Annotated in this window: 21 protein-coding genes; 9 read left to right on the forward strand and 12 right to left on the reverse strand. The window is 54.4% G+C overall.

Going from position 1 to position 24,632, the window contains the following annotated elements:
* The first annotated feature begins 37 nt into the window (after positions 1-37).
* Positions 38-1,486: an FAD/NAD(P)-binding protein gene (locus DBY66_RS05320; RefSeq protein ID WP_108569759.1), complete on the forward strand. Its 1,449-nt coding sequence runs from the start codon at positions 38-40 to the stop codon at positions 1,484-1,486.
* A complete protein-coding gene (locus DBY66_RS05325; RefSeq protein WP_108569758.1) occupies positions 1,483-2,364 on the forward strand; it encodes a permease in 882 nt (293 codons plus the stop codon). Before DBY66_RS05320 ends, DBY66_RS05325 begins: the two co-directional genes overlap by 4 nt.
* A 118-nt stretch (positions 2,365-2,482) precedes the next feature.
* On the opposite strand, the gene DBY66_RS05330 is transcribed toward DBY66_RS05325, so the two are convergent.
* Complete coding sequence (locus tag DBY66_RS05330; protein ID WP_108569757.1) at positions 2,483-3,256, reverse strand: helix-turn-helix transcriptional regulator; 774 nt, start codon at positions 3,254-3,256, stop codon at positions 2,483-2,485.
* 133 nt (positions 3,257-3,389) lie between these two features.
* Here DBY66_RS05330 and DBY66_RS05335 point away from each other — a divergent pair, with 133 nt between their 5' ends.
* Positions 3,390-4,622, forward strand: a complete 1,233-nt coding sequence (locus tag DBY66_RS05335; RefSeq protein ID WP_108569885.1) for an MFS transporter — start codon at positions 3,390-3,392, stop codon at positions 4,620-4,622.
* A 120-nt stretch (positions 4,623-4,742) separates the two neighbouring features.
* On the opposite strand, the gene DBY66_RS05340 is transcribed toward DBY66_RS05335, so the two are convergent.
* Positions 4,743-5,207: an ester cyclase gene (locus DBY66_RS05340; RefSeq protein WP_108569756.1), complete on the reverse strand. Its 465-nt coding sequence runs from the start codon at positions 5,205-5,207 to the stop codon at positions 4,743-4,745.
* Between the two features lie 172 nt (positions 5,208-5,379).
* Here DBY66_RS05340 and DBY66_RS05345 point away from each other — a divergent pair, with 172 nt between their 5' ends.
* A complete protein-coding gene (locus DBY66_RS05345; RefSeq protein WP_108569755.1) occupies positions 5,380-5,760 on the forward strand; it encodes a helix-turn-helix domain-containing protein in 381 nt (126 codons plus the stop codon).
* A gap of 234 nt (positions 5,761-5,994) precedes the next feature.
* On the opposite strand, the gene DBY66_RS05350 is transcribed toward DBY66_RS05345, so the two are convergent.
* Both DBY66_RS05350 and DBY66_RS05355 read right to left on the reverse strand, forming a co-directional pair.
* Positions 5,995-6,234: a hypothetical protein gene (locus DBY66_RS05350; protein WP_233499571.1), complete on the reverse strand. Its 240-nt coding sequence runs from the start codon at positions 6,232-6,234 to the stop codon at positions 5,995-5,997.
* A gap of 241 nt (positions 6,235-6,475) precedes the next feature.
* Positions 6,476-7,366 (reverse strand): LysR family transcriptional regulator, encoded by an 891-nt coding sequence (locus DBY66_RS05355; RefSeq protein ID WP_108569754.1) that lies wholly within the window; start codon positions 7,364-7,366, stop codon positions 6,476-6,478.
* A gap of 112 nt (positions 7,367-7,478) precedes the next feature.
* Between DBY66_RS05355 and DBY66_RS05360 the strand changes: the two genes are divergently transcribed.
* Positions 7,479-8,219 carry a sulfite exporter TauE/SafE family protein gene (locus DBY66_RS05360; protein WP_108569753.1) on the forward strand — a complete coding sequence of 247 codons (741 nt, stop codon included), beginning with the start codon at positions 7,479-7,481 and terminating at the stop codon, positions 8,217-8,219.
* A gap of 370 nt (positions 8,220-8,589) precedes the next feature.
* Positions 8,590-10,746, forward strand: coding sequence for a ferric-rhodotorulic acid/ferric-coprogen receptor FhuE (gene fhuE, locus DBY66_RS05365; protein WP_108569883.1), 2,157 nt, complete (start codon positions 8,590-8,592; stop codon positions 10,744-10,746).
* 106 nt (positions 10,747-10,852) lie between these two features.
* On the opposite strand, the gene DBY66_RS05370 is transcribed toward fhuE, so the two are convergent.
* Positions 10,853-11,329 carry a glutathione peroxidase gene (locus tag DBY66_RS05370; RefSeq protein WP_108569882.1) on the reverse strand — a complete coding sequence of 159 codons (477 nt, stop codon included), beginning with the start codon at positions 11,327-11,329 and terminating at the stop codon, positions 10,853-10,855.
* A gap of 137 nt (positions 11,330-11,466) precedes the next feature.
* Between DBY66_RS05370 and DBY66_RS05375 the strand changes: the two genes are divergently transcribed.
* The gene (locus tag DBY66_RS05375) at positions 11,467-12,348 is read left to right on the forward strand and encodes a LysR family transcriptional regulator (protein WP_108569752.1); all 882 of its coding nucleotides are present in this window, start codon (positions 11,467-11,469) and stop codon (positions 12,346-12,348) included.
* A gap of 23 nt (positions 12,349-12,371) precedes the next feature.
* On the opposite strand, the gene DBY66_RS05380 is transcribed toward DBY66_RS05375, so the two are convergent.
* Positions 12,372-12,980 (reverse strand): NAD(P)-dependent oxidoreductase, encoded by a 609-nt coding sequence (locus tag DBY66_RS05380; RefSeq protein ID WP_108569751.1) that lies wholly within the window; start codon positions 12,978-12,980, stop codon positions 12,372-12,374.
* 317 nt (positions 12,981-13,297) lie between these two features.
* Between DBY66_RS05380 and DBY66_RS05385 the strand changes: the two genes are divergently transcribed.
* Positions 13,298-13,504: a type II toxin-antitoxin system MqsA family antitoxin gene (locus DBY66_RS05385; RefSeq protein ID WP_108569750.1), complete on the forward strand. Its 207-nt coding sequence runs from the start codon at positions 13,298-13,300 to the stop codon at positions 13,502-13,504.
* A gap of 34 nt (positions 13,505-13,538) precedes the next feature.
* On the opposite strand, the gene DBY66_RS05390 is transcribed toward DBY66_RS05385, so the two are convergent.
* The 5 genes from DBY66_RS05390 to treZ all read right to left on the reverse strand — a co-directional run bounded on the left by DBY66_RS05390 (position 13,539) and on the right by treZ (position 22,587).
* Complete coding sequence (locus tag DBY66_RS05390) at positions 13,539-13,883, reverse strand: hypothetical protein (RefSeq protein ID WP_071668292.1); 345 nt, start codon at positions 13,881-13,883, stop codon at positions 13,539-13,541.
* 507 nt (positions 13,884-14,390) lie between these two features.
* On the reverse strand, positions 14,391-15,998 hold the full coding sequence (locus DBY66_RS05395) for a methyl-accepting chemotaxis protein (RefSeq protein ID WP_108569749.1): 1,608 nt from the start codon (positions 15,996-15,998) through the stop codon (positions 14,391-14,393).
* Positions 15,999-16,174: 176 nt separating this feature from the next.
* Positions 16,175-18,250 carry a glycogen debranching protein GlgX gene (gene glgX, locus DBY66_RS05400; protein WP_108569748.1) on the reverse strand — a complete coding sequence of 692 codons (2,076 nt, stop codon included), beginning with the start codon at positions 18,248-18,250 and terminating at the stop codon, positions 16,175-16,177.
* A 60-nt stretch (positions 18,251-18,310) separates the two neighbouring features.
* On the reverse strand, positions 18,311-20,806 hold the full coding sequence (treY, locus tag DBY66_RS05405) for a malto-oligosyltrehalose synthase (protein WP_108569747.1): 2,496 nt from the start codon (positions 20,804-20,806) through the stop codon (positions 18,311-18,313).
* Positions 20,803-22,587: a malto-oligosyltrehalose trehalohydrolase gene (gene treZ, locus DBY66_RS05410; RefSeq protein ID WP_108569746.1), complete on the reverse strand. Its 1,785-nt coding sequence runs from the start codon at positions 22,585-22,587 to the stop codon at positions 20,803-20,805. The genes treY and treZ overlap by 4 nt, the downstream gene beginning before the upstream one ends.
* Before the next feature lie 325 nt (positions 22,588-22,912).
* On the opposite strand from treZ, the gene DBY66_RS05415 reads away from it, so the two are divergent.
* Complete coding sequence (locus DBY66_RS05415) at positions 22,913-23,122, forward strand: CsbD family protein (protein ID WP_065647325.1); 210 nt, start codon at positions 22,913-22,915, stop codon at positions 23,120-23,122.
* Between the two features lie 115 nt (positions 23,123-23,237).
* Here DBY66_RS05415 and DBY66_RS05420 read toward each other — a convergent pair whose 3' ends face one another.
* Positions 23,238-24,515, reverse strand: coding sequence for an MFS transporter (locus DBY66_RS05420; protein ID WP_108569745.1), 1,278 nt, complete (start codon positions 24,513-24,515; stop codon positions 23,238-23,240).
* Positions 24,516-24,632: the final 117 nt, after the last annotated feature.

Below are 24,632 nucleotides of genomic sequence, written 5' to 3' on the forward strand. Positions count from 1 at the left end.
TATAAGCACTTCAAATGATTAACAGGACGTATTAGTCATGTATGACGTTGCAATTGTAGGGTTGGGGGCGACAGGAACATGCTTACTCAGCCAGCTACAGGATGAAATTTATAACATCAGAACGGCTCAACCGCGAATTGCCGTTTTCAATCCCCCAGCCAGCTTTGCAAAAGGAAAAGCCTTTGGTGATGCTGATGCCATGCATAAGGTCAATACCCCGCCGGGATTGATGTCGGTGACATCAACTGAACCGGAACTGTTTGGTCACTGGTTACATACCACTTTTAACTCCCGTGAACGCTGGCCATCGCGCCTCAGATACTCAGATTTTATCCGCCAGACTTACCGTGACGTTAAGCAGGCCGGGATACTGAAAATTGATGAATTCCACCACAGCGTGGTGAGCATCAGGAAGCAGGGAGAATTGTTCTCCCTGTGCGATGACAACGGTAACACACTCTTCGCTCGTAACGTTGTGATGTGCCTGGGGGCATTATCTGAAAGCGCCTTTCCGGCGTTCGCTGGAAAGCCAGGTTTTATTTCGCATTATACGCAGTTTGATCAGTCTTCTTCTGCGCCGCTAATCATCGCCGGTAGCGGTCTCACGGCTGTTGATGCGTTTCGCTATGCGTTCGGCAAAAGTCAGGTAAAAATCCATCTCTTTTCACGCAGCGGCTATGTTCCGACCTGCCTGACAAGCAGTGCTCGCTACATACCCGTTCACCTGACCTGGCGTAATATCATGTCTGCTACTGCGGAAAGTGAAGACATGCTGAACGTGTTTTCCCGCCTCCTCCGCAAAGAGTTTCACCTTCTAAGAGAAAAAGGGGAATTCCGGCCTGCTATGAACCTGTTACGTGAGGAGCGGCAGACCGGGTATTTCCGCATGCTGCTTACGCGTGCGGAGAATGGTGATCTGCCCTGGCAGGATGTTCTGGTTTCAACACGGCCGTATATGCACAAGCTCTGGAACGCATTCACATCCGAACAAAAGCTGCGATTTATGAAAATGTACGGTGCGGTGTGGGCCGCCTGGCGCCATCCGGTACCTCAGGAGGTGTTTGGTGAACTGATCGAGGCTTCTGCTCATGGGAGGGTAAGGTTTCATCAGGCGCTTGCTGCTCCGGAACATACTGACAGCCATTATGTATTGCAAACCCGGTCAGAAACGCTTTCATTCCGTCATTTTTGGGATGCAACAGGAGGCAGGCTTGATATTGGTCAAACAACACAGCCATTGTTGAATGACCTGCTTAGCCAGTCATTAATTGAAGAACATCCCTGCGGCGGCATTAATATCGACCCGCTGACGTTTCATTGCAGGGTAAACAACCGTAAGGTCTCTGGCTTGTTTAACATCGGGCCGCTCAATAAAGGAAGTTTGTTTTCAACCAATGCCTTTTGGTTCAACGCACGCTGTGCGGAGACCTGGGCTAAACAGTGGGCTATAGAATTCAGCTCAGCAGACGCAAAGGAAGCATTGTGACTATTTTCTTTCCCCTGATTTATCTATTAGCCGGCTGGCTTGTAGGACAAACTGCACTGGATTTCAAAACGGCGGCGTCGTGGATTCTGACGCGTGTTGCTATCCCCGTTGTGATCATTTTTAATATATCTACCCGATTTGATAGCATGAGTACCATTATCATTGCAGCGGCAGTATCTATGCTGTTTATGCTCTTTACTTGCCAGCGAATTTTGCGCGATCCGGTAAGAAGTCTTTGTTTCAGCTACCTCAATATTGGTTGGCTGGGGCTGCCTGTTGCCAGCGCACTGTTTGGTAATGACGCAGCGACCATAATCATTGCAGCCTACGTCGGCAGTTCAATCGTAGGAAATTCAGTGGGGGCCGGTATGCTATCAGGGAACCGGTTTAACCTACTGCAATTGGCTCAGACTCCTCCGGTGCTGGCGCTATTTATTGGCGCTGCGCTGATTCCCTTAAGTCACGACGTTAACCGCTGGGGAGCAGACCTCTATAGCGTAGCGAAATTTATGATGAGTTTTCTGGGTATGGCCGTGCTCGGGCTCTGGCTGTCAAAAATCAGGTTCTCGTTCAGCGATGTTTTGCAGGAGGTCAGGCCGTTTCTGCTCAGGTCGATCGTAATGGCCGTGCTGATATCGTTACTGTTTATCCTCGCAATATTACTTAACTTCAGGCTCATAGCTGATAATCCGGCAACGTTATATCTGTTTTGCCTGCTGCCACCCGCAGCAAATATTATCGTGCTGGAAACGCACTACCTGGGAACTGGCAATTCAGCAAAACCTATCACATACGGGACTTGTGTAAGCATTATTGCGATAAGTCTCTACGCGGCGGCTATTCTGGGTTTCAACGCCTGGAGCGCAGCAATAAATTAACGATGAGGGGTTGTCAGGACAGGATGCCAGGCTTATCGATACCTGCTTATCGTAGCCGGTTTCTGCTTCCTGCCCGCGATCTAACTGGCTAAGCGCTGGCACCCGACTTGCGCAAAGTTCAGGTCAAAAAACTGTGCGGAGTGACGCCCAGCACTGAACGAAATGCTGCCGTAAATGCAGCCGGGCAGGAGAATTGAAGCTGATAAGCGACCTGCTTAACAGGCGTACCCGCTGAGAGCAGATCCAGCGAGACGCAGATCCGCGCCCGCTGCTTCCAGTTTCTGAAGCTAAACCCGGTATCACGGATAAAAAGCCGGGAGAAGGTGCGCTCTGACATCGTCGCCAGATCCGCCATGTCGCTCATTGACGTTGCCCAGCGCTGGTTTACCAGCAGCTCGGTGGCGACCCGGGACAGGCGCTCGTCCTGCGGCATGGGCAGTTCGGTCATTTGATGCTCTGCTTCACTGAGGATTTCCATTAACAACAGCGCCATTGTCCGCTGGCTGCCAGCCTGGTAGCCGGTGCTGAACAGTCCGGCTATCAGCTCTTTAACCAGAGGCGTCGCTGTGATGACGTGGACGGCGTCACTTTTGGTAAAGCGGCTGCATGCATCAATAAGGCTGCGGCTGAAATAGAGCGTGCGGAGTTCGGTATGTGAAAGCAGGCTGTAGCTATGCTCCTGAAGCGCCGGGAGCCAGAGCGCCCGCTGCGGGGGAATTACCCAGTGTTTATCGCCCGTCTCAACCAGCATCACTCCCTGAGTTGCATACAGCAGCTGTCCCTCAACGTGGTAATGAGGCGGATCGGTATCTCCACGCTGGCAGCGTTTGGCAAGCGCAGACCATTCGATTGTCTTATCGTCTCCTGGCTTTTTATCTATATTGTCTGGCATTTCAGATTAAAGCCCTGCATGTATGATTATCCGTCTGGGCATCCTGACTGGCTAAACGCCGCTATTACGGCAAACTGTAGCAAAAACCAGACAATTAAAACCGACTTACCTTCACCCGCAAAGAGACATGACTATGGCTTCACACTCTACAGAATCTGAACCTTCTCCGGCGATCCCTGCCGCGGAAACAGCCAGTCCCGCTCAGGGGTTCCTGGTCAGTATCGTAGGCGCTACCGCGCTCGCGCACGGCTGTAATGATATGATTCAGGCCGTACTGCCTTCAATCTATCCCATGCTTAAGGCGAACTTTACGCTTACCTACGCGCAGATTGGCCTGATTTCTCTCGTCTATCAGATAACGGCGTCCCTGCTTCAGCCCTGGGTCGGGCTTTACACGGATAAACACCCCAGACCCTTTCTGCTGCCTGCGGGCATGGGCGTCACCTTGCTGGGGATCGGGCTGCTCGCGGTTGCCGGCAATTTTTTAGTGATTTTAGTTGCCGCTGCGCTGATTGGCGTTGGATCGTCCGTCTTTCATCCGGAAGCCTCGCGCATCGCCCGCATGGCGTCGGGAGGGCGGTTTGGCACCGCGCAGTCCGCTTTTCAGGTTGGCGGAAATGCGGGATCGGCGTTTGGCCCTCTGCTGGCCGCGCTGCTGATTATTCCTCATGGCCAGCTCTCTGTTGCCTGGCTAATGCTGTGTGCGCTGGTCGCGATTGTAATTCTGACCCGGCTTAGCCAGTGGTCCGCCCGCCACGGTCAGGCGCACATGAAGCGCCACGGCAGCGCCCCGCTGCAGACGTTTTCCCGGGCAAAAGTCTTTCAGGCGCTGGCCGTGGTCAGCGTTCTGATGTTCGCGAAATTTACTTATATCGCTTCGCTGAGTAACTATTTTACGTTTTATCTCGTCCACCGCTTCAGCATGCCGCTGGAGCACGCGCAGTTCTGCCTGTTTGCGTTTCTGGCGGCAGTGGCGGTCGGGACGTTTGCCGGCGGACCTATAGGCGATCGCATCGGTCGTAAGGCGGTGGTCTGGATCTCGTTCTTAGGCGTTATTCCGTTTTCACTGTTACTGCCACACGTTGGCCTGGTCTGGACCATTGTGTTCACCATCTTTATCGGCCTGATCCTCTCTTCAGCTTTCTCTGCGCTGGTGGTTTACGCTCAGGAAATTGTCCCGGGTCGTGCAGGGATGGTCGCCGGGATCATGTTTGGTACCATGTTTGGCGTCAGCGGGCTCGCCGCCGCCGGTCTTGGCAAAATGGCAGATATATACGGCATTGAGTGGGTTTATGGCCTGTGTGCTTTCCTGCCGCTGCTGGGCTTCGCTACGCTGTTTATGCCAGATACAAAACAACGCCGGTAAACATAATCCCGGTATATCGTTTAACACATAACGTGGTTGCGGCAAGGTGTATCTTCGGGTTTGTCAGAAAAGCCCGAAGATATATCAAAAGAGGAAGCGCTGAATTAACCCGCCGTAGAATTAAAACATTGTATTACCGTTGGCCGACTGCTCCGGTACATTCTGAATAATATCCCAGTGCTCTACTATTTTTCCTTCGCTGACCCGAAATATGTCAAGCACAGCCTGACCGCGATCGTGATTGTTATTGACCGAATGAACCTGCAACCATACCAGGTCGCCATCGACAGCGCTGCGTACAATGCGTGCATGCGACTGCGGATTGTCCCTGAAAAAACCGGTAAAATAGTCGACGAACGGTGCTTTCCCGTCCGGGACTTCCGGGTTGTGCTGACGGTAATTATCAGCCACGACTTTGGCTGCTTCCCTGGTCTCATGACGATTAAAAAACCGATCATAAAAATCTATTACCAGCCTGCGGTTTGCTTCTTCATCTGTACGTTCGGCTTCTGTCTGAGCCGACAGGGCAGAACCGGCCATAAGCATTCCGGTAATAAATACCACGGCCTGAATACGTTTCTTCATTATTGATCTCCTGTCAAAAACTCTTCTGGATGAATTGATATATAAAGGTGGTCACAAAAATAGACCGTAGAACAAATTCAGGTTACCTTGCTTTCTGGCCCTCAACAAGAGGTCACAATTTTCTTACCTGGTCACAGAAAAGTGACTGACAAATACGAGGCAATATCAAAAAATGGGAAATGAAAATGATGATGAAATTATCACTCAATACGGGCAGCTCTGTCCGATACGCGATGTGCTGGATCAGATAGGGGATCAGTGGAGTTTACTTATTCTCGAAGCGCTGGCAGAACGTACAATACGGTTTAATGAGCTGAATCGGGAAATTGAAGATATTTCACGGCAAATGCTTTCCCGAACGCTAAAACGTCTCGAAACAGATGGTTATATCAGCCGGACAGTATATGCAGAAATTCCTCCCCGCGTTGAGTATGCGCTGACGAACCTCGGAAGATCTTTTCTGGTACCGATGCAACAGCTTATTTACTGGGCAGAACAAAACCACGCCACTATCTGTCGATCCCGAAAAATGCACCGGCAGCGTAAGGTATAGCACGAGGCATACCTGTTTGCGACCTCAGGTATATCTGTATGCTGAACAGGATCTGTGTCGGGAGGAAACCCTGGCAACACAATGCTGGCAGGGAAGGTCTGCCGCATGAATCCTGAGCGCCCGATGGAGCGTCATTTCCGGCCGCTGTCATGCCCTGTTGTTGTAACGGCTCCTGGCTGTTGAACGCGCGTATGACTTTGCCTGGTACTGTTCCCCAGACAAGCAGCCGGCAATTTATCTACAGAGCACTGCGGCCACATCATCCAGTTCACGATCGTAACTTGCACGCTCAGCTGCACTCAGAAAACCTTGTTTCTGTACTAACCTGTCAGTATCACGCCGCACGACCTCAACACGCTGCCAGAGTTTATCGGCGCGCAACTGAGTCAGAACACGCGCTTTGCGGGCAGTACCGATATCTGCCTGCAGGATATTAGCGCGTACAGAGATATGAGCCTGCAGCGGGTCGGACATTGATCCTCCCGTTTCGCCTGTAATCTGACGCTGTACGTTGACATTGCAGCCAGGATAATCAGGTGCGGTCAGGGCAGCATTCGATATGAATGGAATGAAGAGCAGAGACATAACCAGCGTTTTCATCAGTACCTCTGATAATAAAAAGCGTTTGGCCTGCCGCATGCTTTTAATGCTGGCAGGCTGAATTAAAAACTGTTTAAAGCTTACGGCAAAATTCAAAAACGGCCTGACAAGAGAATTACACCTCCCTTATCCTGAGAAAAGCGAGCAGTCTGGCCATGCCGGGACTAAGCGATTGCAGCGTTTTATAACAAATGCAGATCCGCCGCTGCGCCCACGGGTCGGTGAGGGGTACTATGCGGTAAAGGAATTTGCTACTGAAACGTTCAGCAGTCAATAAAGGAAGAACCCCTGCGCCGATACCGTTACTGACCATTTCGCACATTCCCTCAAAATCGCTCATTCTGATGCGATAGTTCAGTGAGTGGCCAGATGCTCTGGCATGTCCGCTGATATGATCCTGCAACGCATTACCGGGGTATAAACCAATAAAAGGCTCATCATAGACGTCGGCGAGAGAGACATGCTCTCTCGAACCAGGCGCATGAGAGGATGGAACAATCAGAACAAGATTGTCATCTGCTACGGGTTCAAGCGTGAGGTTGCGCGCATCAACCGCATCTGAGACGAGGCCTGCTTCAGCGGTGCCATTATGTATGCTGTTAATGGTATCTGCGCTGCTCCGCTCTTCCAGCTCAATAGTCACATCCGGATATTCTGCCAGCCATCGCGCAAGCCTGCCGGGCAGAAACCCGGTCATGGCTGAGGTGTTGGCATACAACCCTATTTTTCCGGTTACGCCAGTAATGTAAGCGCCCAGCTCAGCTTTCAGCTTCTCCTGGCGGAAGAGTAGCTCACGTGCATGACAGATCAGGATTTCGCCAGCCTCAGTAAGAATGATCCCTCTCGGATGGCGGGTAAACAGCTTTGCCCCGATATCGGCTTCTATTGATCTGAGTCTTTCACTGGCTGAGCCGATTGCCAGGCAGGCATGCCGCGCCCCCTGGGTAATACTGCCTGCATCAGCAATGGAGACGACAAGTTTCAGGTCAGAAAAATCCAGCTTCATAGTGACCTCATTTTCAGCCTTCGGATTATCCGAAGCATGATGCGCTTAAACCAGATTGTCCACCGATCGCCGGGATGGTTGAATCACTGCAATCATCAGGCGGGGCGGTTTTATGAGCGAACAACTTTATCTCACTTTTTTTATCATTTTTATACTCGCCGGCTTTGTTAAAGGCGTAACCGGAATGGGCTTACCAACGGTGGCTATGGGATTACTTGGCCTGCTTATGTCTCCGCCAGCCGCAGCGGCTCTGCTGGTTATTCCTTCTTTTGTCACCAATGTGCTGCAGCTCTTTACCGGCCCTTCAGCGCTGCCGATTATCCGCCGTCTGTGGCTGATGATGCTGCTTAGTTTAACGGGCACAATCGCAGCTTCTTCGCTGCTTGTCAGCGTTGATCCCATCTGGTCAGCCTGCGGTCTGGGCGGGATGTTAATTATCTATGCTCTCTTTGCGCTGGCTTCACCTGCTTTTGCGGTTTCACTGACCACAGAGAAATGGCTGTCACCCATTATTGGAGGCATAACCGGCGTGATTACCGGCGCAACAGGCGTATTTGTTATGCCGGCCGTGCCATTTCTTCAGTCGCTTCACTTTAGTAAAGATGAGCTTGTCCAGGCGCTGGGCCTCTCATTCACCGTTTCGACGATAGGGCTCTCTGCAGGGCTTTATTTGCACAACACCTTTACAACGGAGCAGCTCTCACTCTCATTGACGTCCGTATTACCTGCGCTGGCGGGTATGTGGCTGGGACAGCAACTGCGGATGCATATCAGCGCGCGGCTTTTCAGACGCTGTTTTCTCCTGCTCCTGATGGTATTGGGAGCAGAGCTTATCTCCCGTTCCCTGGTCTGATTTACCACAAAGCAGATCTCATCAACATGATGACAACGCGCCGGCTATTTGCAGCATCCTCGTCACATTCACCCGGCAGGGATCTTAAGGTAAACGGCTCTGATAGCTGTCCATTTTTAAACGTCATCGGTTTGTCATTGCAGTTGCACATCAGCGTGCGCGTATTGCAGCAGAAGAGGGAGAGTTTTGATAATAAACTAAATGGCAATCAATATCATTTGCATTTACTATAGCGTATGCATGACCTGTTTCTGGCATATATATGCACTTAATGAATGGCATATAAGGCCGGTAAGTCAAAAGCATTAACTATAATAAATGAGGTATTTAATTGTCTTTCAAAGAGATTTCTACTATTCGCGCCATTGCCATGCCAGGCATGACCAAAACGTTTTGTTATTCACTATTGACGCTCGGTATTATTGAAGCCGTGACTCTTCAAAGCGCGTTTGCAGCAGAGAGCGATCTCCGCAACGAGCAGTCGCTGGTGGTCACCGCTGATACCAGTGATGACAGCACACCTGATCCCGCACGCGCTTATACTGTTCCGGCCACGCGCGCCGGAACCAAACTGAATCTGACTCAGCGTGATATACCGCAGTCGGTCAGCGTGCTGACCCGGCAGCGCATCAAAGATCAGAACCTGCAAAACGTGGGCGATGCGCTGGCGAACGTGACCGGTATTTCGGCGTCGCAGAATGACTCCGAGCGCGTGGATTTTTATTCCCGTGGCTTCTACATCAACAACTACACCTACGACGATATTCCTTCCACGCAAACCGGCGCGTGGAACTTTGGTGAAACCGATAGCGACACCGCGATCTATGAGCGTATCGATATCGTACGCGGCTCCACCGGATTAATGACCGGCACCGGCAATCCGGGGGCTGCCATAAACATGATCCGCAAGAAAGCTGACAGCAAAACCTTTGCCGGCGATCTCTCCGCCAGTTACGGGAGCTGGGACAATCAGCGCTATGTAGCCGACCTCTCCGGACCGCTGAATGATACCGGCACGCTGCGCGGCCGCGTGGTGACAGGGTATCAGGATCAGGATAGCTGGGTTGACCGCTACCATAAGCGTAAGAAGTTTCTGTATGCCACCGTGGCGGCAGATCTCACCGACCACACCACTCTGGAACTGGGGTATGACTATCAGTCACGCAATACTGATGGCCCGACCTGGGGCGGCCTGCCTCTCTGGTACAGCAACGGTAGCAAAATTCACTACGATCGGTCAGATAACCCTTCTGCCAACTGGACCCACTACAACATTCTGTCCCGTAAGGTCTTTGCAAACCTGACGACGAACTTTGATAACGGCTGGCAGGTGCGGGTGAACGGCACGCATACCGAATCCGATTTTGACAGCAAGCTGCTCTACATGACGGGATATCCGGACCAGACCACCGGTATATTTAACAGCACTGGTTACGGTTATGCGGGATGGTATAAGGGGCTTCGCACCCAGACGGCGGTAGACGCTTATGCAACCGGGCCGTTTGAAATGTTTGGTCGTCAACACCAGCTGGTGGCAGGGGTGGATTACAGCCGCCAGCGCAACCGCTATCTCTACTCAACGTCCATTCTCTCCCCTGCGGAAATTGGTGACTGGAACAGCTGGAGTGGCGATGTGGCTGAGCCCGACTGGCCAGCATGGGCGCTCTCTTCTGAAGATACCATCCGGCAGAAGGCGGGCTATGCTGCAGCGCGATTCTCGCTGACCGATCCGCTCTCGCTGATCGCAGGCGCACGCTACACTCAGTACAGCGCGCACGGCACCCTGGCGGATACGGAAAAGAATAACATCACGCCTTACGGCGGCCTGGTTTATGACATCAATGAAAATTACTCTGCTTTCGCCAGCTATACCTCCATTTTCCAGCCGCAGACGTATCGTGACCAGCAGGGAAATTACCTGAAGCCCGTTACGGGTAAGGATTACGAAGCGGGCATCAAAGGCGACTGGGATAACGGCGATATTACGGCGAGCCTGTCGGTGTTCCGTATTGAGCAGGAGAATCTCGGACAGGTACAGAGCAACAGATACGTAAACAATAGTAGTGAAAACGCCTATAAATCGTCCAAAGGCGTGGTCAGCCGCGGCGTGGACTTTGAGATCAATGGTGCGGTCACAGACAACCTGAAGTTAACGTTTGGTGCCACACGCTATGTGGCTAAGGATGCGGATGGCGATCGCACTAATCCTTATATGCCGCAGACAAGCCTGAAGCTGTTCACCAGCTACACTCTGCCAATGCTGTCTGACCTGACCGTCGGCGGGGGAATTAACTGGCAGAATCGTACCTATAAGGAAGCGATTAATCCTGCCGGCGAGACTGAGCGTGTCTATCAGGGAAGCTATCCGCTGGTCAACCTGTTTGCACGCTATCAGGTTACCCGCGAACTCTCTGTGCAGGGTAACGTTAAAAACCTGTTCGATCGTGAATACAACACCAACCCGGCGGGCGGTGTGGCGTTCAACGAGCCGGCAAATTATTCAGTCAGCTTTAATTACAGCTTCTGATTTCGGCTGGCCCTGCCGGGGCCAGCTTTTCGCATCATCACGCCTGTCTCAGACGTCATGCGTTTCGCCTGCCGCAGATGAGATCCTGCGCACCCGCCGCGTTATATCACAAAGCTGCAACGATCGCCGTCTCCATCTTTTCCGGTGAGGTGATGGGGGCAAAACGTTTTAACGGCTGGCCGTCGCGTCCGACGAGAAACTTCGTAAAGTTCCACTTGATTCGCCTGCCGGCGAGGCCAGGTAATTCCGTCTTAAGATAATCAAACAGCGGATGTGCTGCGGCTCCGTTAACCTCGGTTTTTTCAAACATCGGGAAGCTTACCCCGTAGTTAATATGGCACGTCTGCGCAATCTCACTGGCAGTGCCGGGCTCCTGCTTGCCAAACTGGTTGCAGGGGAAACCGAGTATCACCAGCCCCTGTGCCGCGTACTTCTGCCAGAGCGCTTCAAGGCCCGCATACTGGCGCGTAAACCCGCAGTGGCTGGCGGTATTCACCACCAGAACCAGCTTACCGGCGTAGTCAGACATTGCAACCGGCTCACCCTGCAGGCGGGTTGCGGAGAATTGGTAAAAAACGGTCATGCGGGTGGCCTCAGATCTCAACAGATTCTGCGATGATATCATCAACATCCTGCAGGGTTTACCGCTGTTAATGATAATCAGACGCCGCAACAGTAAAACAGGCATACTTCAGGTGCATTGTTGCACGAGGTGAGTGAATGGACAGGATCACAGCGCTTATCGTCTTTGCAGAGACGGCAAAGCGAGGCAGTATAACGGCGGCGGCAGAGCATCTGGGCCTGTCGCGGGCTATGGCATCACGCTACATTGCGCTGATGGAGGAGTGGACAGGTTCGCGTCTGCTGCACCGCACGACACGCAAACTCAGCCTGACCGTCGCCGGCGAGCAGGCACTGCTGCTGTGTCAGGAGATCAGGACGCTCACCGACGGACTTACCGCGATGGGGCCGGGGATCACTGCCGTACCGAGAGGTAAACTGAAAGTCACCGCTGACGCCCTGCTGGCCGAGTGCTGCCTGACGGGCATGCTGATCGATTTTCTGCAAATCTACCCGGAAATAGAGGTTAATCTGCAGGTTACAGGCAGGTCGCTTGATCTGGCAGAAGAGGGGATCGATCTGGCTATCCGCATCGCCGCCACACTCGCCCCGGCGCTTTACGCGCGTCACCTTGGATACTGCTCCTCAGTGCTGTGCGCCAGCAAAGCCTATCTGGATAAACAGGGCACCCCCGGCAGCCTGCGCGAGCTGCAGGATCATAACTGTCTGACCTATAGCTGTTTTGGTCATGCGTGGCGGTTTCATCATGAAAATGAAGTCATCGACCTGCCCGTAACAGGCAGTATCAGCACCAATGAAGCAGCGATTTTGCTGAAAGCGGTAAAAATGGGGGGCGGAATGGCTGTGCTCCCGCTGTTTGCCGTGCAGGAGGAGATTGCAGCGGGCAGGTTAGTCAGGCTGCTGCCGGAATATGAACCCGATCGGCTGGCGGTCAGTGCAGTCTATCTCACGCAGAAAAAGATGCCGCAGGCGCAGCGCGTATTGATCGACTATCTGGTCAGGCACCTCAGGCTGCCCTGAGGTGCGTCTCTGCGCTTCGACCATTAATAACCCACGGTAAAGCGCTGGTTAGCGTGCGCCGGGGTTTCAATCTCATCAGCCATCGCAATGGCGTAATCTTCAAACGAAATGCTGCTACCCTGCTCATTGGTCAGCAGCGTATCTTTCCCCAGGCGAAATTTACCGGTGCGTTCGCCCGCCGTGAACAGGGCGGATGGCGAAAGAAAGGTCCAGGTAAGGTCATGCTGCGCACGCAGTTTTTCCAGAAAGCGCACGCCCGCCTCAGCTTCCGTTTTGTACATTTCCGGGAAGGTGGGGGTATCGATCACTTTTACGCCTGGCGCAACTTCCAGGCTGCCTGCGCCGCCAACAACGTAATAGCGTTTTACACCTGACGCTTTTACCGCGTCGATCAGTTTATCGGGATCGCTGGCGCTGAAGTGTACTGAGCTGATCACGGCATCGTGCCCGGCCAGCACCTCTGCCAGCGCCTGCGGATCGTTGATATCACCCGCGGCCGGAATAACGCCTTCAGCTGGCGAAATCTTATCCGCATTGCGCGCAATAGCCGTTACGGTATGGCCGCGTGCAGTCAGTTCGTGAAGAATGCGGGAACCCGCCTGTCCGGATGCGCCAATCAATGCAATTTTCATTTTGCTGCTCCTGAGTGTTATCGGGCCTCTGAGGCCGTTGCTGATAACACACACTCTATCTGTACGCTGCAAAGTGATAAACAGCACGCCAGGAGACAAACTGTTGCATAAAATGAGCGAATCACCTGTTTATGCTTAAGCCGGGGCAGGGCGTTGCGGGCGATTAAACGAGAGTGTGAAATATCTGAAATTATCGAATCTGGTGACGATGTCTCAGGATAGTGATGCTGACGCCGCATAATTTGGTCAGCCGTTGCCAGCCGGGTTGAGGTCTGTCAGCTATGATTGTTTCACCGGTTTAAAAAGGGAGAAATAGCATGAAATGTCCGGCATGTGGCTCAGAAGCTTTTGTTTACGACACGCGAGATGTACCGCTCAATACAGGTAATCCTGATGACATCGTACCCGATGTTAAAGGCAGCCATTGCATGGCCTGCGCCCAGGTGATTATGGATAAGGCTGAGACTGATTCATATCTGGAAAAGGTTAATGCGCTGGAAGCTGCGGCAGCTGATACAAAGTGACAGAAGAGCCCGCACGCTGCGGGCGCTTCATGCCTTACAATCCTGTCAGCGTAATATGCTTTTTTATTGTCAGCGCTTTATAGAGGGCTGCAGCCAGGCCGCAGGGTTCAATTACGATAGTGCCAGCCAGCTTCTGTTCAGACGCCGTACTAAATGATTTGATGCGCAGCAGAGTATTAATCCCATTCACGCGCTCCAGCTCTAGCACAGCCAGCACCCGATGCTGCATTTCGCTTACCTCCGCCACTATTACGCTGACGCTGGGTGCCACGCTGTTATAGATGATGTGGCAGCGTACGCCGTTCAGATTAACGGTATCAATGATCTCATGATACAACGGCATGACTTCTTTGGTGCAGGGTACGGACGCAGCAAACATAACAGATCCCTCTAACGTGGAATTTTATTGTGCAGCCAGCATAGGCTATCTCTCCGGTGCGTAAAGGTACTGTTTTTGCAGGCAAAAAAAGCGTGCAGGCGTGATGATCACAAACGTTATCGCCGCCTTCATATTAGAGTGGTACTGATAAAAAGCGAAGCGTGGTGGCTTTATCGGGGATTAGTGCAAATTTGACTTAAAAAAACCCGCGCAGGGCGGGCAAATTATTCCAGAAATTACCATCTTCGTACGCGCGTGCATCGCATGTGCAGTGCGCACTCAACAGATTACAGTCTTAGTCTTAAGCTAACTTTAAGATTATTCTTTGCCCGAAACGATCGTGACTTTTATTGCGGCGCGTTTCTGAACGTTTCAGATATCAACGCAGAAGTGACGTAACCGCATCGCTCTGCCGCCATTGCCCGTCGTCGCGGGCAGGCGCCAGAGGAGATGAACAGGGCGCGCATCCGATCGCTGCAGAAACGGTTGCGCCGGTTTGCTCCCGTATTATGAAAAGGCGAATGCCGGTGCTGCGGCTGAGTCGCCGGTCGCTGCCGGGGCGGTTTCAGGCTCGGCGGTGAGAATAAATTTCGCCGCCAGCTGGCTGAGCATCTCTGCCTGATCCTGCAGGGACTGCGAGGCGGCAGAAGCCTGCTCCACCAGCGCGGCGTTCTGCTGCGTTACGTCATCCATCTGATTGACGGCCTGCTGAACCTGCATTATGCCCTGACTCTGCTCAACGGCGGCGGCGGCAATCTCGCCCATCAGAGCGCTGACCTGATGAATGGCATCATTCATTATCTGCATATTCTGGCTGACGTGGCTGGCCTGTGCGGCCCCGGCTTCAGTCAGGCGATGTGCGTTTTCAATCAGCACTTTAATTTCCCGTGCCGCAGACGTTGAACGCTGCGACAGGTTCCGCACTTCACCGGCAACAACGGCAAAGCCTTTGCCGTGTTCGCCGGCGCGAGCGGCTTCGACAGCAGCGTTCAGCGCCAGAATATTGGTCTGAAAAGCGATCCCTTCTATCAGCGAGACAATCTCGGTGACGCTGCGTGAGCTGCTGCGGATATCACCCATGGTGGTGAGCAGGGTAGTGAGTGACTGGCTACTCTGTTCCGACAGCGTACTGGCATGTTCTGCCAGACTGCTGGCCTGACGGGTATTATCAGCCGTCTGGCGTACGGTTTCGCCCAGCTCGGTCATGCTGGCAGCGGTCTGCTCCAGCGAAGCCGCCTGCTCTTCTGAACGTGCCGAGAGATCCTGATTACCGGCGCTGATTTCTGCCGCTGCTCCGCTGACCGAACGGGACGCGTGCTGCACCGCCGACAGCGAGGTGGCCACGTTACCTATCAGCGTGTTGAATGCCTGAGCCATATTACCCACCTCATCGCGGCGCGTAGCGTCAGCATTCAGAGTCAGATCGAGATTATCACTGGCGCGCAGCATGACCTGACCGGCGTGGCTCAGGCTGCGACGAATGCGCAGCACTGTCAGGGTCGCGAAGATACCAAAAACAACGACCGTCGCGACCACGCCGGCGATGGTGGCCCACAGGACATTATGGAATGTTGCGCGGTTGGCAGCGCGCAGCGTATTGCTGATAGTGATGTTCAGTTCCAGCTGCTGCTGATAGCCGCGGATAAGCTCCCGGATAGCGGCGCCGATCCCCTGTTCGCCTTCAATCAACGCCAGACTGACCGCGTTTTGATGCTGACGGGAGGCGCTGAGAAATGCCGGAAGGTGGTCGTTAACGCGTTGCAGGCTGGCGTAGGCGACTTCAGTAAGGCGCTTATCCTCCTCGCTCGATATCTCATGCGCGAGATAATAATCGGTATGCGTTTTCAGCAGCCCGAGCTGTTGATGAATGCTGCTTTCCACTACCGGGAGCGCGCGCTCATCAGGCTGAGACTGATGCTTATAGAGCAGCAGCGCCAGCTGATTGCTCTGATCCACCAGCTCACTGAGATCTTTTATTGAAGGGATGGCATTGTCCTGTACGAATTCAAAGCGCTCCTGAAAGCCTGAGAGCAGGGAGATAGCCAGAAGAGCCTGTAGAATAATCGCGCCGAACAGCATAGAAAACGTGAGCAGCAGGCGTTGCGAGATGGTCATATTATTATCCTTAATAGCGTTACACCCCGGCGCAAAGGCACACAAAAAGCAGGGTCGATGGAGGTTCATCGGCAGCAGGATAAAATAGTTAAGGATTTTTTCGTGACGGCGTTAACAGTTAGTGCATCAGGCGGGTAAAAATGCGGAGCCGGCGATCGGCTCCGCGGGGGAATGGGTTACGGACGGCGGAACAGCGCCAGGCTGCGCCCTTCCAGTTCGAAATCCTGCTCCTGAGTGATGACCAGGCCCTCATTGGCGGTCTCTGACGTGGTCAGCTCCAGCACCCAGCCGCCTTCACCAAACTGCGGAATGCGGAACGGCACATTGCCTTCAAACGGGTTAAACAGCATCAGCACGTCGTGCCAGATGCCTTCTTCCGGCTGCAGATCGGGACGGCCAATATAGACGCCCAGCGTGGAGCCTTCTTCCCACTGCTCCGACTGCTGGAAACCACCGCCGGCGTTAAACCATTTGATGTCCATGCCGTCGCGCCAGCTTTCGCGGCGCAGCAGCGGCTGTTTAGCACGCAGGGCAATGACGCGTTTGGTAAATTCACGCAGCGCGTCAGCCGACGGCGGCAGGTTTTCCCAGTGGAGCCAGGAGATATCACTATCCTGACAGTAGCCATTGTTATTGCCCATCTGGCTGCGACCAAACTCATCGCCTGCAAGCAGCATCGGCGTACCGTGGGAGAAGAGCAGCGTGGCGAGGAAGTTGCGTTTCTGACGTTCGCGCACGGCGATAATTCCCTCATCTTCGGTTGCGCCTTCAGCACCGTAGTTATATGAGCGGTTATCGTTATGACCGTCGTTGTTATCCTCGCCGTTATCGTCGTTGTGTTTCTCGTTGTAGGAAACCAGGTCATTCAGCGTGAACCCGTCATGGGCGGTAATAAAGTTGACGCTGGCCCACGGACGACGACCGCGCTGATCGTAGAGATCGCCGGAACCGAGCAGGCGCGCGGCGAAGTCCGTCGAGACGTTGTCACCTTTCCAGTATTCACGCACCGTATCGCGATATTTATCGTTCCACTCCGCCCAGCCCGGCGGGAAGCCACCAACCTGATAGCCGCCAGGGCCGATATCCCACGGCTCACCAATCAGCTTGAGTTTAGACAGCACCGGATCCTGCGTTACCGCGTCAAAGAAACCGCCGCGCTGATCGAAGCCCTCCGGCTCACGGCCGAGGATGGTGCCGAGATCGAAGCGGAAGCCATCAATATGCATCGATTCTGCCCAGTAGCGCAGCGAATCAGTCACCAGCTGCAGTACCCGCGGATGCGAGGTATTTACCGTGTTTCCGGTACCGGTGTCATTGATATAGTAACGATGCTGGTCCGGCAGGGTGCGATAGTAAGAGAAGTTATCGATCCCCTTGAAGGAGAGCGTCGGGCCAAGCTCGTTACCTTCAGCGGTATGGTTGTAGACCACATCGAGGATCACTTCGATGCCGGCATCATGGAAGCTGCGCACCATATCGCGAAAGCCCTGAATGCCGCGCGGACCAAAATAACGTGTAGCGGGTGCAAAAAACGCCAGCGAATTGTAGCCCCAGAAGTTTTTCAGGCCTCTGTCCAGCAGATGCTGATCGTCCGGGAACCAGTGTACCGGCAGCAGTTCTACTGACGTGATACCCAGGCTTTTGATGTAATCCACCGTGGCTTTATTACCCATGCCATCGTAGGTGCCGCGCATGTTTTCCGGGATTAGCGGGTTGAGCTGTGTGAAGCCCTTAACGTGGGTTTCATAGATCAGCGTCTGAGACCAGGGAATGGAAGGCCGGTTCTGATCCTGCCAGTCAAACTCATCCGGGTTTACCACCCGGCATTTAGGCGTAAACGGACCGCTGTCGCGGCTGTCAAACGTCAGATCTTTATCTTCATGCAACAGTTCGTAAGCAAAATGCGCTTCGTTCCAGTCGATATCGCCCTGCAGTTCCCGCGCATACGGGTCGATCAGCAGTTTATTCGGGTTAAAGCGATGACCGTTTTCCGGATCATAAGGTCCGTGCACGCGATAGCCATACAGCGCACCCGGCTGCAGGCCGGGCACATAGCCGTGCCATACTTCATGCGTATATTCCGGCAGATCAAAGCGGGCAATCTCATGCTGACCGCTCGGATCATACAGGCAGAGTTCAACCCGCTCAGCGTGTGCGGAGAAAAGGGCGAAGTTAACGCCTTTCCCATCAAAGTTAGCGCCGAGCTGATACCCTGTACCAGCCGTAATCTCAACAGGCTTACCGTTTGACATTTAATCCTCTCCATTCAGTGAACAGATATGCAGGCATAACTTCAGTTCCATCAGTCAGGGTTAGCTGCTGAGCAGGACCAGCGGTGCGCTGTAGTTCAGGTTTTCCAGCGCGATGCTGTCGGTGATAGCGTAGGTTTCTCCATTCAGAACGTTTAGCCACTTGCGGTGCGCCAGCGTTTCACTCAGCGCAACCGAGACGTCTGCCCACTGGGCATCAGCAAAGATCAGGCGCGGAGCAATTACAATCAGTGCACCTGTTTCAGACTGACGGGCATAGGCCACCACTTTTTCTGCATGTTCACCACTGGCGTCCAGCGCCTGATAGTCGCCAAAACGAAAGAGCGCAGCGTGGTCGCGGCGCAGGTGAAGCAGGCGCATAACCATCTGCTGTTTCAGGCTGCCGCTCAGCCAGCCCTGCTGACTGGTAAAGTCAGGGAAGGCGTCAGCATCAAGCTGGCTGACCAGAGTTGCAAAATCGGGTTCGCGGCGGTTGTCCGGATCGACCAGGCTGAAATCGAGCGCTTCACAGCCCTGATAGATATCAGGCACGCCGGGTGCGGTAAGTTTGATCACCGTCTGGGTAAAGCTGTTCACCAGTCCGGCGCGAATAAACGGCTGCAGCGCCTGGGAAAAATCAGTGAGAAACGCCACGTTCTCCGCAGAGAACAGATGACGCACGTAATCCAGTACCGCATTTTCATAGGCTTCGTTACTCTCTGCCCAGTCGGTACGCAGCTTCGCTTCGCGCAGCGCCTTTTCCACAAACGGAATAAAGCGTTCGCACAGCGCGTCCAGTCCGGTGCGATCGTCCGGCTGCAGCGTAGCGGGCCAGACGCCAGCCAGCGCCTGATAGAGCATCCACTCAACGGCGGGTTCCGGCGCGGGGCCATCCGCCAGCTCCTGTACGCGCTCCTGATTAAGCTGCTGCCAGCGCGTCACGTTCTCTGCCCACTCATCCGGCGCTTCGCTCAGGGTATAGAGCCGCGCGCGCGCATCCTCTCCGCGTTTGGTATCGTGCGTGGAAGTGCTGGAGATAGCGTCAGGCTGGTCCTGAAGACGGGTCTGCATCTCCTGATGAAAATGTGCCAGTGAGAACGCGTGCGGCAGCGGCTCTGCACCCACTTCATTAATCGCAAGCGCCACGTGATTGCGGAAAAACAGCGTATCTTCAACCGATTTCGCCATCAGCGGTCCGGTCAGCTGCTGGAAACGGGCGCGGAACTCCGCTGCCAGCACTTCACCCTCTTCACTGACTGCACCCAGCAGCAATGCCTGCAGGAAGCTCAGAGCAGCAGGGGACGCGCTATGTTTTACGCTCTCAAGCACGCTGAGCAGACGCTCCTCGCCCGCCAGCGGCATACCCGCTGCCTGACCATAAGTGCGATAGACCGGAAAGGCAATCAGCAGCTCGCGCAGCGCCACATGCAGCTCCGCCTCACCAAAATTGCGGTGCTCCAGTCCGGCAGCATCGGTTGCCAGCGAGAGCAGTCGGCTGAATTCGCCGGCAAAATTACGATCCACCATCAGCTCACGCGCCGCGCGCAGACCCGCTTCCACATCATTACGCTCACGCGTGGCTGACTCATAGGCGAGACGCAGCGTGTCGATTTTTGTATCGTCAATCAGCACATGCGAGAGCGCCGCAATAAACTCATAGCCGGTTGTACCGGAGACGGGCCACTCTTCCGGCAGCTGTTCACCGTCGGCCAGAATTTTCTCTACGGTGATGTAACACCCTTCACCGGCCGCCGTGCGGAGCTGCTGCAGATAACCCAGCGGATCGGCGAGGCCATCAACGTGATCGACACGCAGGCCGCTGACCGCGCCGCTGCGCACCAGCGACAGGATAAGACGGTGCGAATCCTCAAAGACCACCGGATCTTCGACGCGTACGCCTGCCAGCCCGGTGATCTCAAAAAAGCGGCGATAGGAGAGGGCGCTACGCGCTTCACGCCAGTTCATAAGCTGCCACGGCTGCTCCTCGTGCAGCTGAGTAATGGCGGCGGGGTCCGTCAGCGCCAGCAGTTCTGCTTCACGTCCCTGCCAGCTCGCAGGCGTCAGCGGATAGTAGCTGTCGAAATACGCCAGCGCCGGTTTACCGCTCTGCGGATCGGCTTTAATCGTGATCTCACCTTTTTCCAGTACGCGATCGAAATCGTCACCGAGAAACGGCAGCGTCAGTCTGCGCGACCAGTCGATATCAAAATAGCGCGCATACTGGCTCTCCTGTCCATGCTCAATCACATCACGCCACCAGGCATTCTCCAGTGAAGCCGCCATATGGTTAGGCACAATATCCAGGATCAGCTCCATGCCGGCGGCCTGCAGCGCTGCGCTCAGTCGATCAAAGCCCGCTCTGCCGCCGATAGCCGGATCGATTTCGTTGGCATCGGTGACGTCGTAGCCGTGCGTTGACTCTTTCGTCGCGGTAAAAATGGGTGAAGCATACAGATGGCTGATGCCCAGCTTCTGCAGGTAAGGCACCAGTTCCGTGGCACGATCAAAGGTCATGCCGTTGCGAAACTGAATGCGATAAGTGGAGGTCGGGATAGTCATGCTGCTGCTCCTGGTGCCAGACGGACAATAATGGCGTTCTGCGCGAGTTCATGTTGCTCCTGCGGCCAGGCAAACAGCGTTTCGCCTGGCATATCAGGAAGTGCCTGAGCACTATTGCCCAGATTAAAAGCCATAGAGAGCGTGCCCTGCGGGAAGCGCCACTGCACGGCGACGTAGCCATCACCGGTCGCCAGTACCTGACCGCTGTGACCCCCGGCCGTCGCCAGCAGCGGAACCAGATGCTGCTGACGCAGCGACAGCAGCGTGCGCGTCAGCGCCAGCCAGGCTTTGCCCTCGCAGCTGGTCGTCTTCGCCCAGTCGAGCTTTGAACGCCGGAATGTCTCTTCCGCGTTGGGATCCGGCACCTCATCGTCATGTCCGGCATGGCCGGTAAACTCGCGTGCACGTCCTTCACGCACCGCTTTCGCCAGATCGCCGTGAAAGTCGGTAAAAAACAGAAACGGATTAGTTTCACCATATTCTTCGCCCATAAACAGCAGCGGGATATGCGGTGACAGCAGCAGAGCCGAGTAGAGCACTTTGGTACGCGCCTCTCCGGCCAGCGTGATCAGGCGATCGCCCTGTGCCCGGTTGCCCACCTGATCGTGATTCTGAATAAAATCAACAAACGCCACCGGGGGCTGGCCTGCACTCGGTACGCCGCGCGTCTCACCGCTCTGGGCCGAGACCTCACCCTGATAGGCAAATCCCTCGGTCAGAATACGCGCGACTTTTTTCTCCGGCGCATCGGCAAAATCCTGATAGTAGGCGTGAGTTTCACCGGTTGCCAGCACATGAATAGCGTTATGGAAATCGTCGTTCCACTCTCCGCTGAAGAGCGGAGTATTGCCCTGTTCATCGCGCGGATGCAGGAAGATCACGTTTCGTGAATCTTCCGTGGTGAGGTGTGCCGGACGGTCCGGGATTTCATGACGAATGCGCTCTGCAATTTCAATCAGCACATGTTTATCTGAGCTGTCTTCAATCTGATCGATAGCGTCAAAACGCAGGCCGTCGAGGCGATACTCTTTCAGCCAGTAGAGCGGCGCCTCAGAGATGTAGCGGCGGGCCGCATCCACATCGTAGGCGATACCGGCCCCCCAGGGGGTCTGGCGCTCTTCATGGAAAAACTGCGGGGCCAGCAGCGGCAGATAGTTGCCTTCAGGACCGAAGTGATTCAGCACAATGTCCAGCACTACGGAGAGGTCAAGCGCATGCGCCGCGTCAACAAACGCTTTGAAATCATCCGGGCTGCCGTAAGCGGTGTGTGGCGCATAGAGCAGGACGCCGTCATAGCCCCAGCCGCGATTACCGCCAAACTGCGACACCGGCAGCACCTCAATCATGGTGATACCCAGCTCAGCCAGCTGCGGCAGTTTTTCAATAGCTGCACGAAAGGTCCCTTCAGGCGTAAAGGTTCCGATATGCAGCTCATACACCACCGTCTCCTGCCATGGACGTCCGCGCCACTCGGTCTGCTGCCAGCGGTAGCTTTGCGGATCGATGACCAGTGACGGACCGTTAACCTCTGCTTTTTGCGCCCGCGAAGCCGGGTCAGGCACCACGCTGCCATCGGCCAGCACGTAGTGATATTCTGCACCTGGCGTCACCCCTGACTGTGACAGGGTAAACCAGCCATCTTTTTCCGCCTGCATAGGATAATCGGTACCGTTCAGGCGCAGGGCTACCTGCTGCTGACCCGGTGCCCAGAGACGAAAACGCACGGTGCCGTCAGCCAGGATTTCAGCACCCCAGGATTTTTCCAACGTTGTGGATTCCATTCTATTGCCTCGTTAAGCCCCGCGCGGGGCAATGGACGACATCAAGCGATTCGCATTTCCGAAATCATTTACTCTATGAAATAAAAGGCTAATCACCCCGGTAATGAAGAAAGGTCTCAGGTAAAGTGCTGAGTACCCTGAAAATCATAGCCTATATTTGGAAATATAAGTCCGGGCGCACCGTAAAGTCGTTGCAGAAGTAAATTTTCCGATTTGTGCGGCAAAACATTTATTTTTTGCCGTCATAGGCTACGGTTATGGTTACGCATGTAAGCGATGCGCCAATAAAGCCAGACGGCTTTCACCGTCAAACAGGAGAGCACTTATGAACGAAGATCGCATCAGTGGAAACTGGAAGCAGTTCAAAGGAAAAGTGAAAGAGAAATGGGGTCAGCTGACTGACGACGATATGGACGTTGCCGACGGCAAACGCGATCAGCTGCTGGGCCGCATTCAGGAACGCTACGGCTACGGTAAAGACCAGGCAGAAAAAGAGCTGAAAGACTGGGAAGATAGCAACAAGTATCACTGGTAATTCTCAGCTTCCCGGCACGTTCGTGCCGGGATATTTTGTTTCAGCACATCGCCTTTTCCCGCTACGTTTATTTCTCTTCCGCTGCTATTTCTGCGCCGGCACTCGTTAGCCGTTATTATAATGGCCGCTTATGGTCGTCTTTATTTAAACTCAGCAGCGCGACAAAACTAATCAGTGCGGTAATCATCACGTACCACGCCGGAATATCCGGATTTCCGGTCTGTTTGATCAGCCCTGAAATAATCAGCCCGGCGCAGCCGGAAAATAACGCGTTTGAGAGGGCATAGGCGAAACCCAGGCCGGTATACCGCACCCGCGTGGGAAACATCTCTGCCAGCATGGCGGGTCCCGGGCCTGCCAGCATGCCGACCAGCGCACCAGCCACAAAGACCACCAGCGCTTTCGTTAACAGCCCGGAAGCGGGATTTTGCAACACCCCAAGCAGCGGAAGGGCGAAGATCAGCAGCATAAAGGTGGCAACCAGCATAATGGTACGCCTGCCGATGCGATCGCTCAGCCAGCCGGCGGGCAGAATAGTGGCGGCAAAACCGAGGTTTGAGATCACGGCAATCAGCAGCGCCTGATTAAAGCCGGTATGCAGCGTGGTTTGCAGATAGGTTGGCATAATCACCAGATAGGTGTAGCCCGCCGCTGACCAGACCATCAGGCGGCTGATGGCAAGCGCAATGGCGCGCAATGTGGCGGTGAAAGAAGCGCGTTCCGGCGCCGGAGCCTGCCGCGCAGCGTTAAACTGCGGCGACTCATCCAGCCCGGCCCGCAGCCAGAGTGCAGCGCCTCCCAGCGGCAGCGCCAGCAAAAACGGCAGTCGCCATCCCCAGGCGAACATCGCCTCTTCACCGATAAGCAGCGGGATCAGCGCGACGGTCGCCGCACCGGCCAGCAGGCCGCACGCCACCGTTAGCGACTGCCACGCACCATACAGGCCCCGGTTGCCTGGCGGGGCGGCTTCCGTCATCAGCGACACCGCGCCGCCATACTCGCCACCGGCAAACAGGCCCTGCAGAATACGCAACAGCGTCAGCATTAACGGCGCGGCAAGACCGATAGCCGCATAGTCCGGCACCAGCCCGATAGCAGCCGTCACCAGCGTCATCATGATCAGTACGCCGATAAGCACCGGTTTACGTCCGTGACGATCGCCCAGCCGGCCAAAAATAATCGCGCCGAGCGGACGGAAAAAGAACGCCACGGCGAAGGCGGCCCAGGTCAGGATGATACTGGTGCCGGCACGCTCATCCGGCAGCTGGAAAAAGTGCCTGGCAATAATCGGGGCCATAAAGCCATAAACGGCAAATTCATACCATTCGATAAAATTGCCAACCGAACCGGCGACGATAATACGTCGATGCGCTGGCATCATCTGAGCAGGCATAGCCTATCCTTATAGACAGAAGCGTAGAGAAGAGAGCTGTAAAGCGGCATTAAGGCATAGATTTCAATGCGGTGTCTGTGAGGCGCACGCAATTGCAGGCAAAAAAAAGGCCACCCG

This window comes from Pantoea sp. RIT413, assembly GCF_003057675.2.
In the GTDB taxonomy this organism is placed as follows: domain Bacteria; phylum Pseudomonadota; class Gammaproteobacteria; order Enterobacterales; family Enterobacteriaceae; genus Pantoea; species Pantoea eucrina.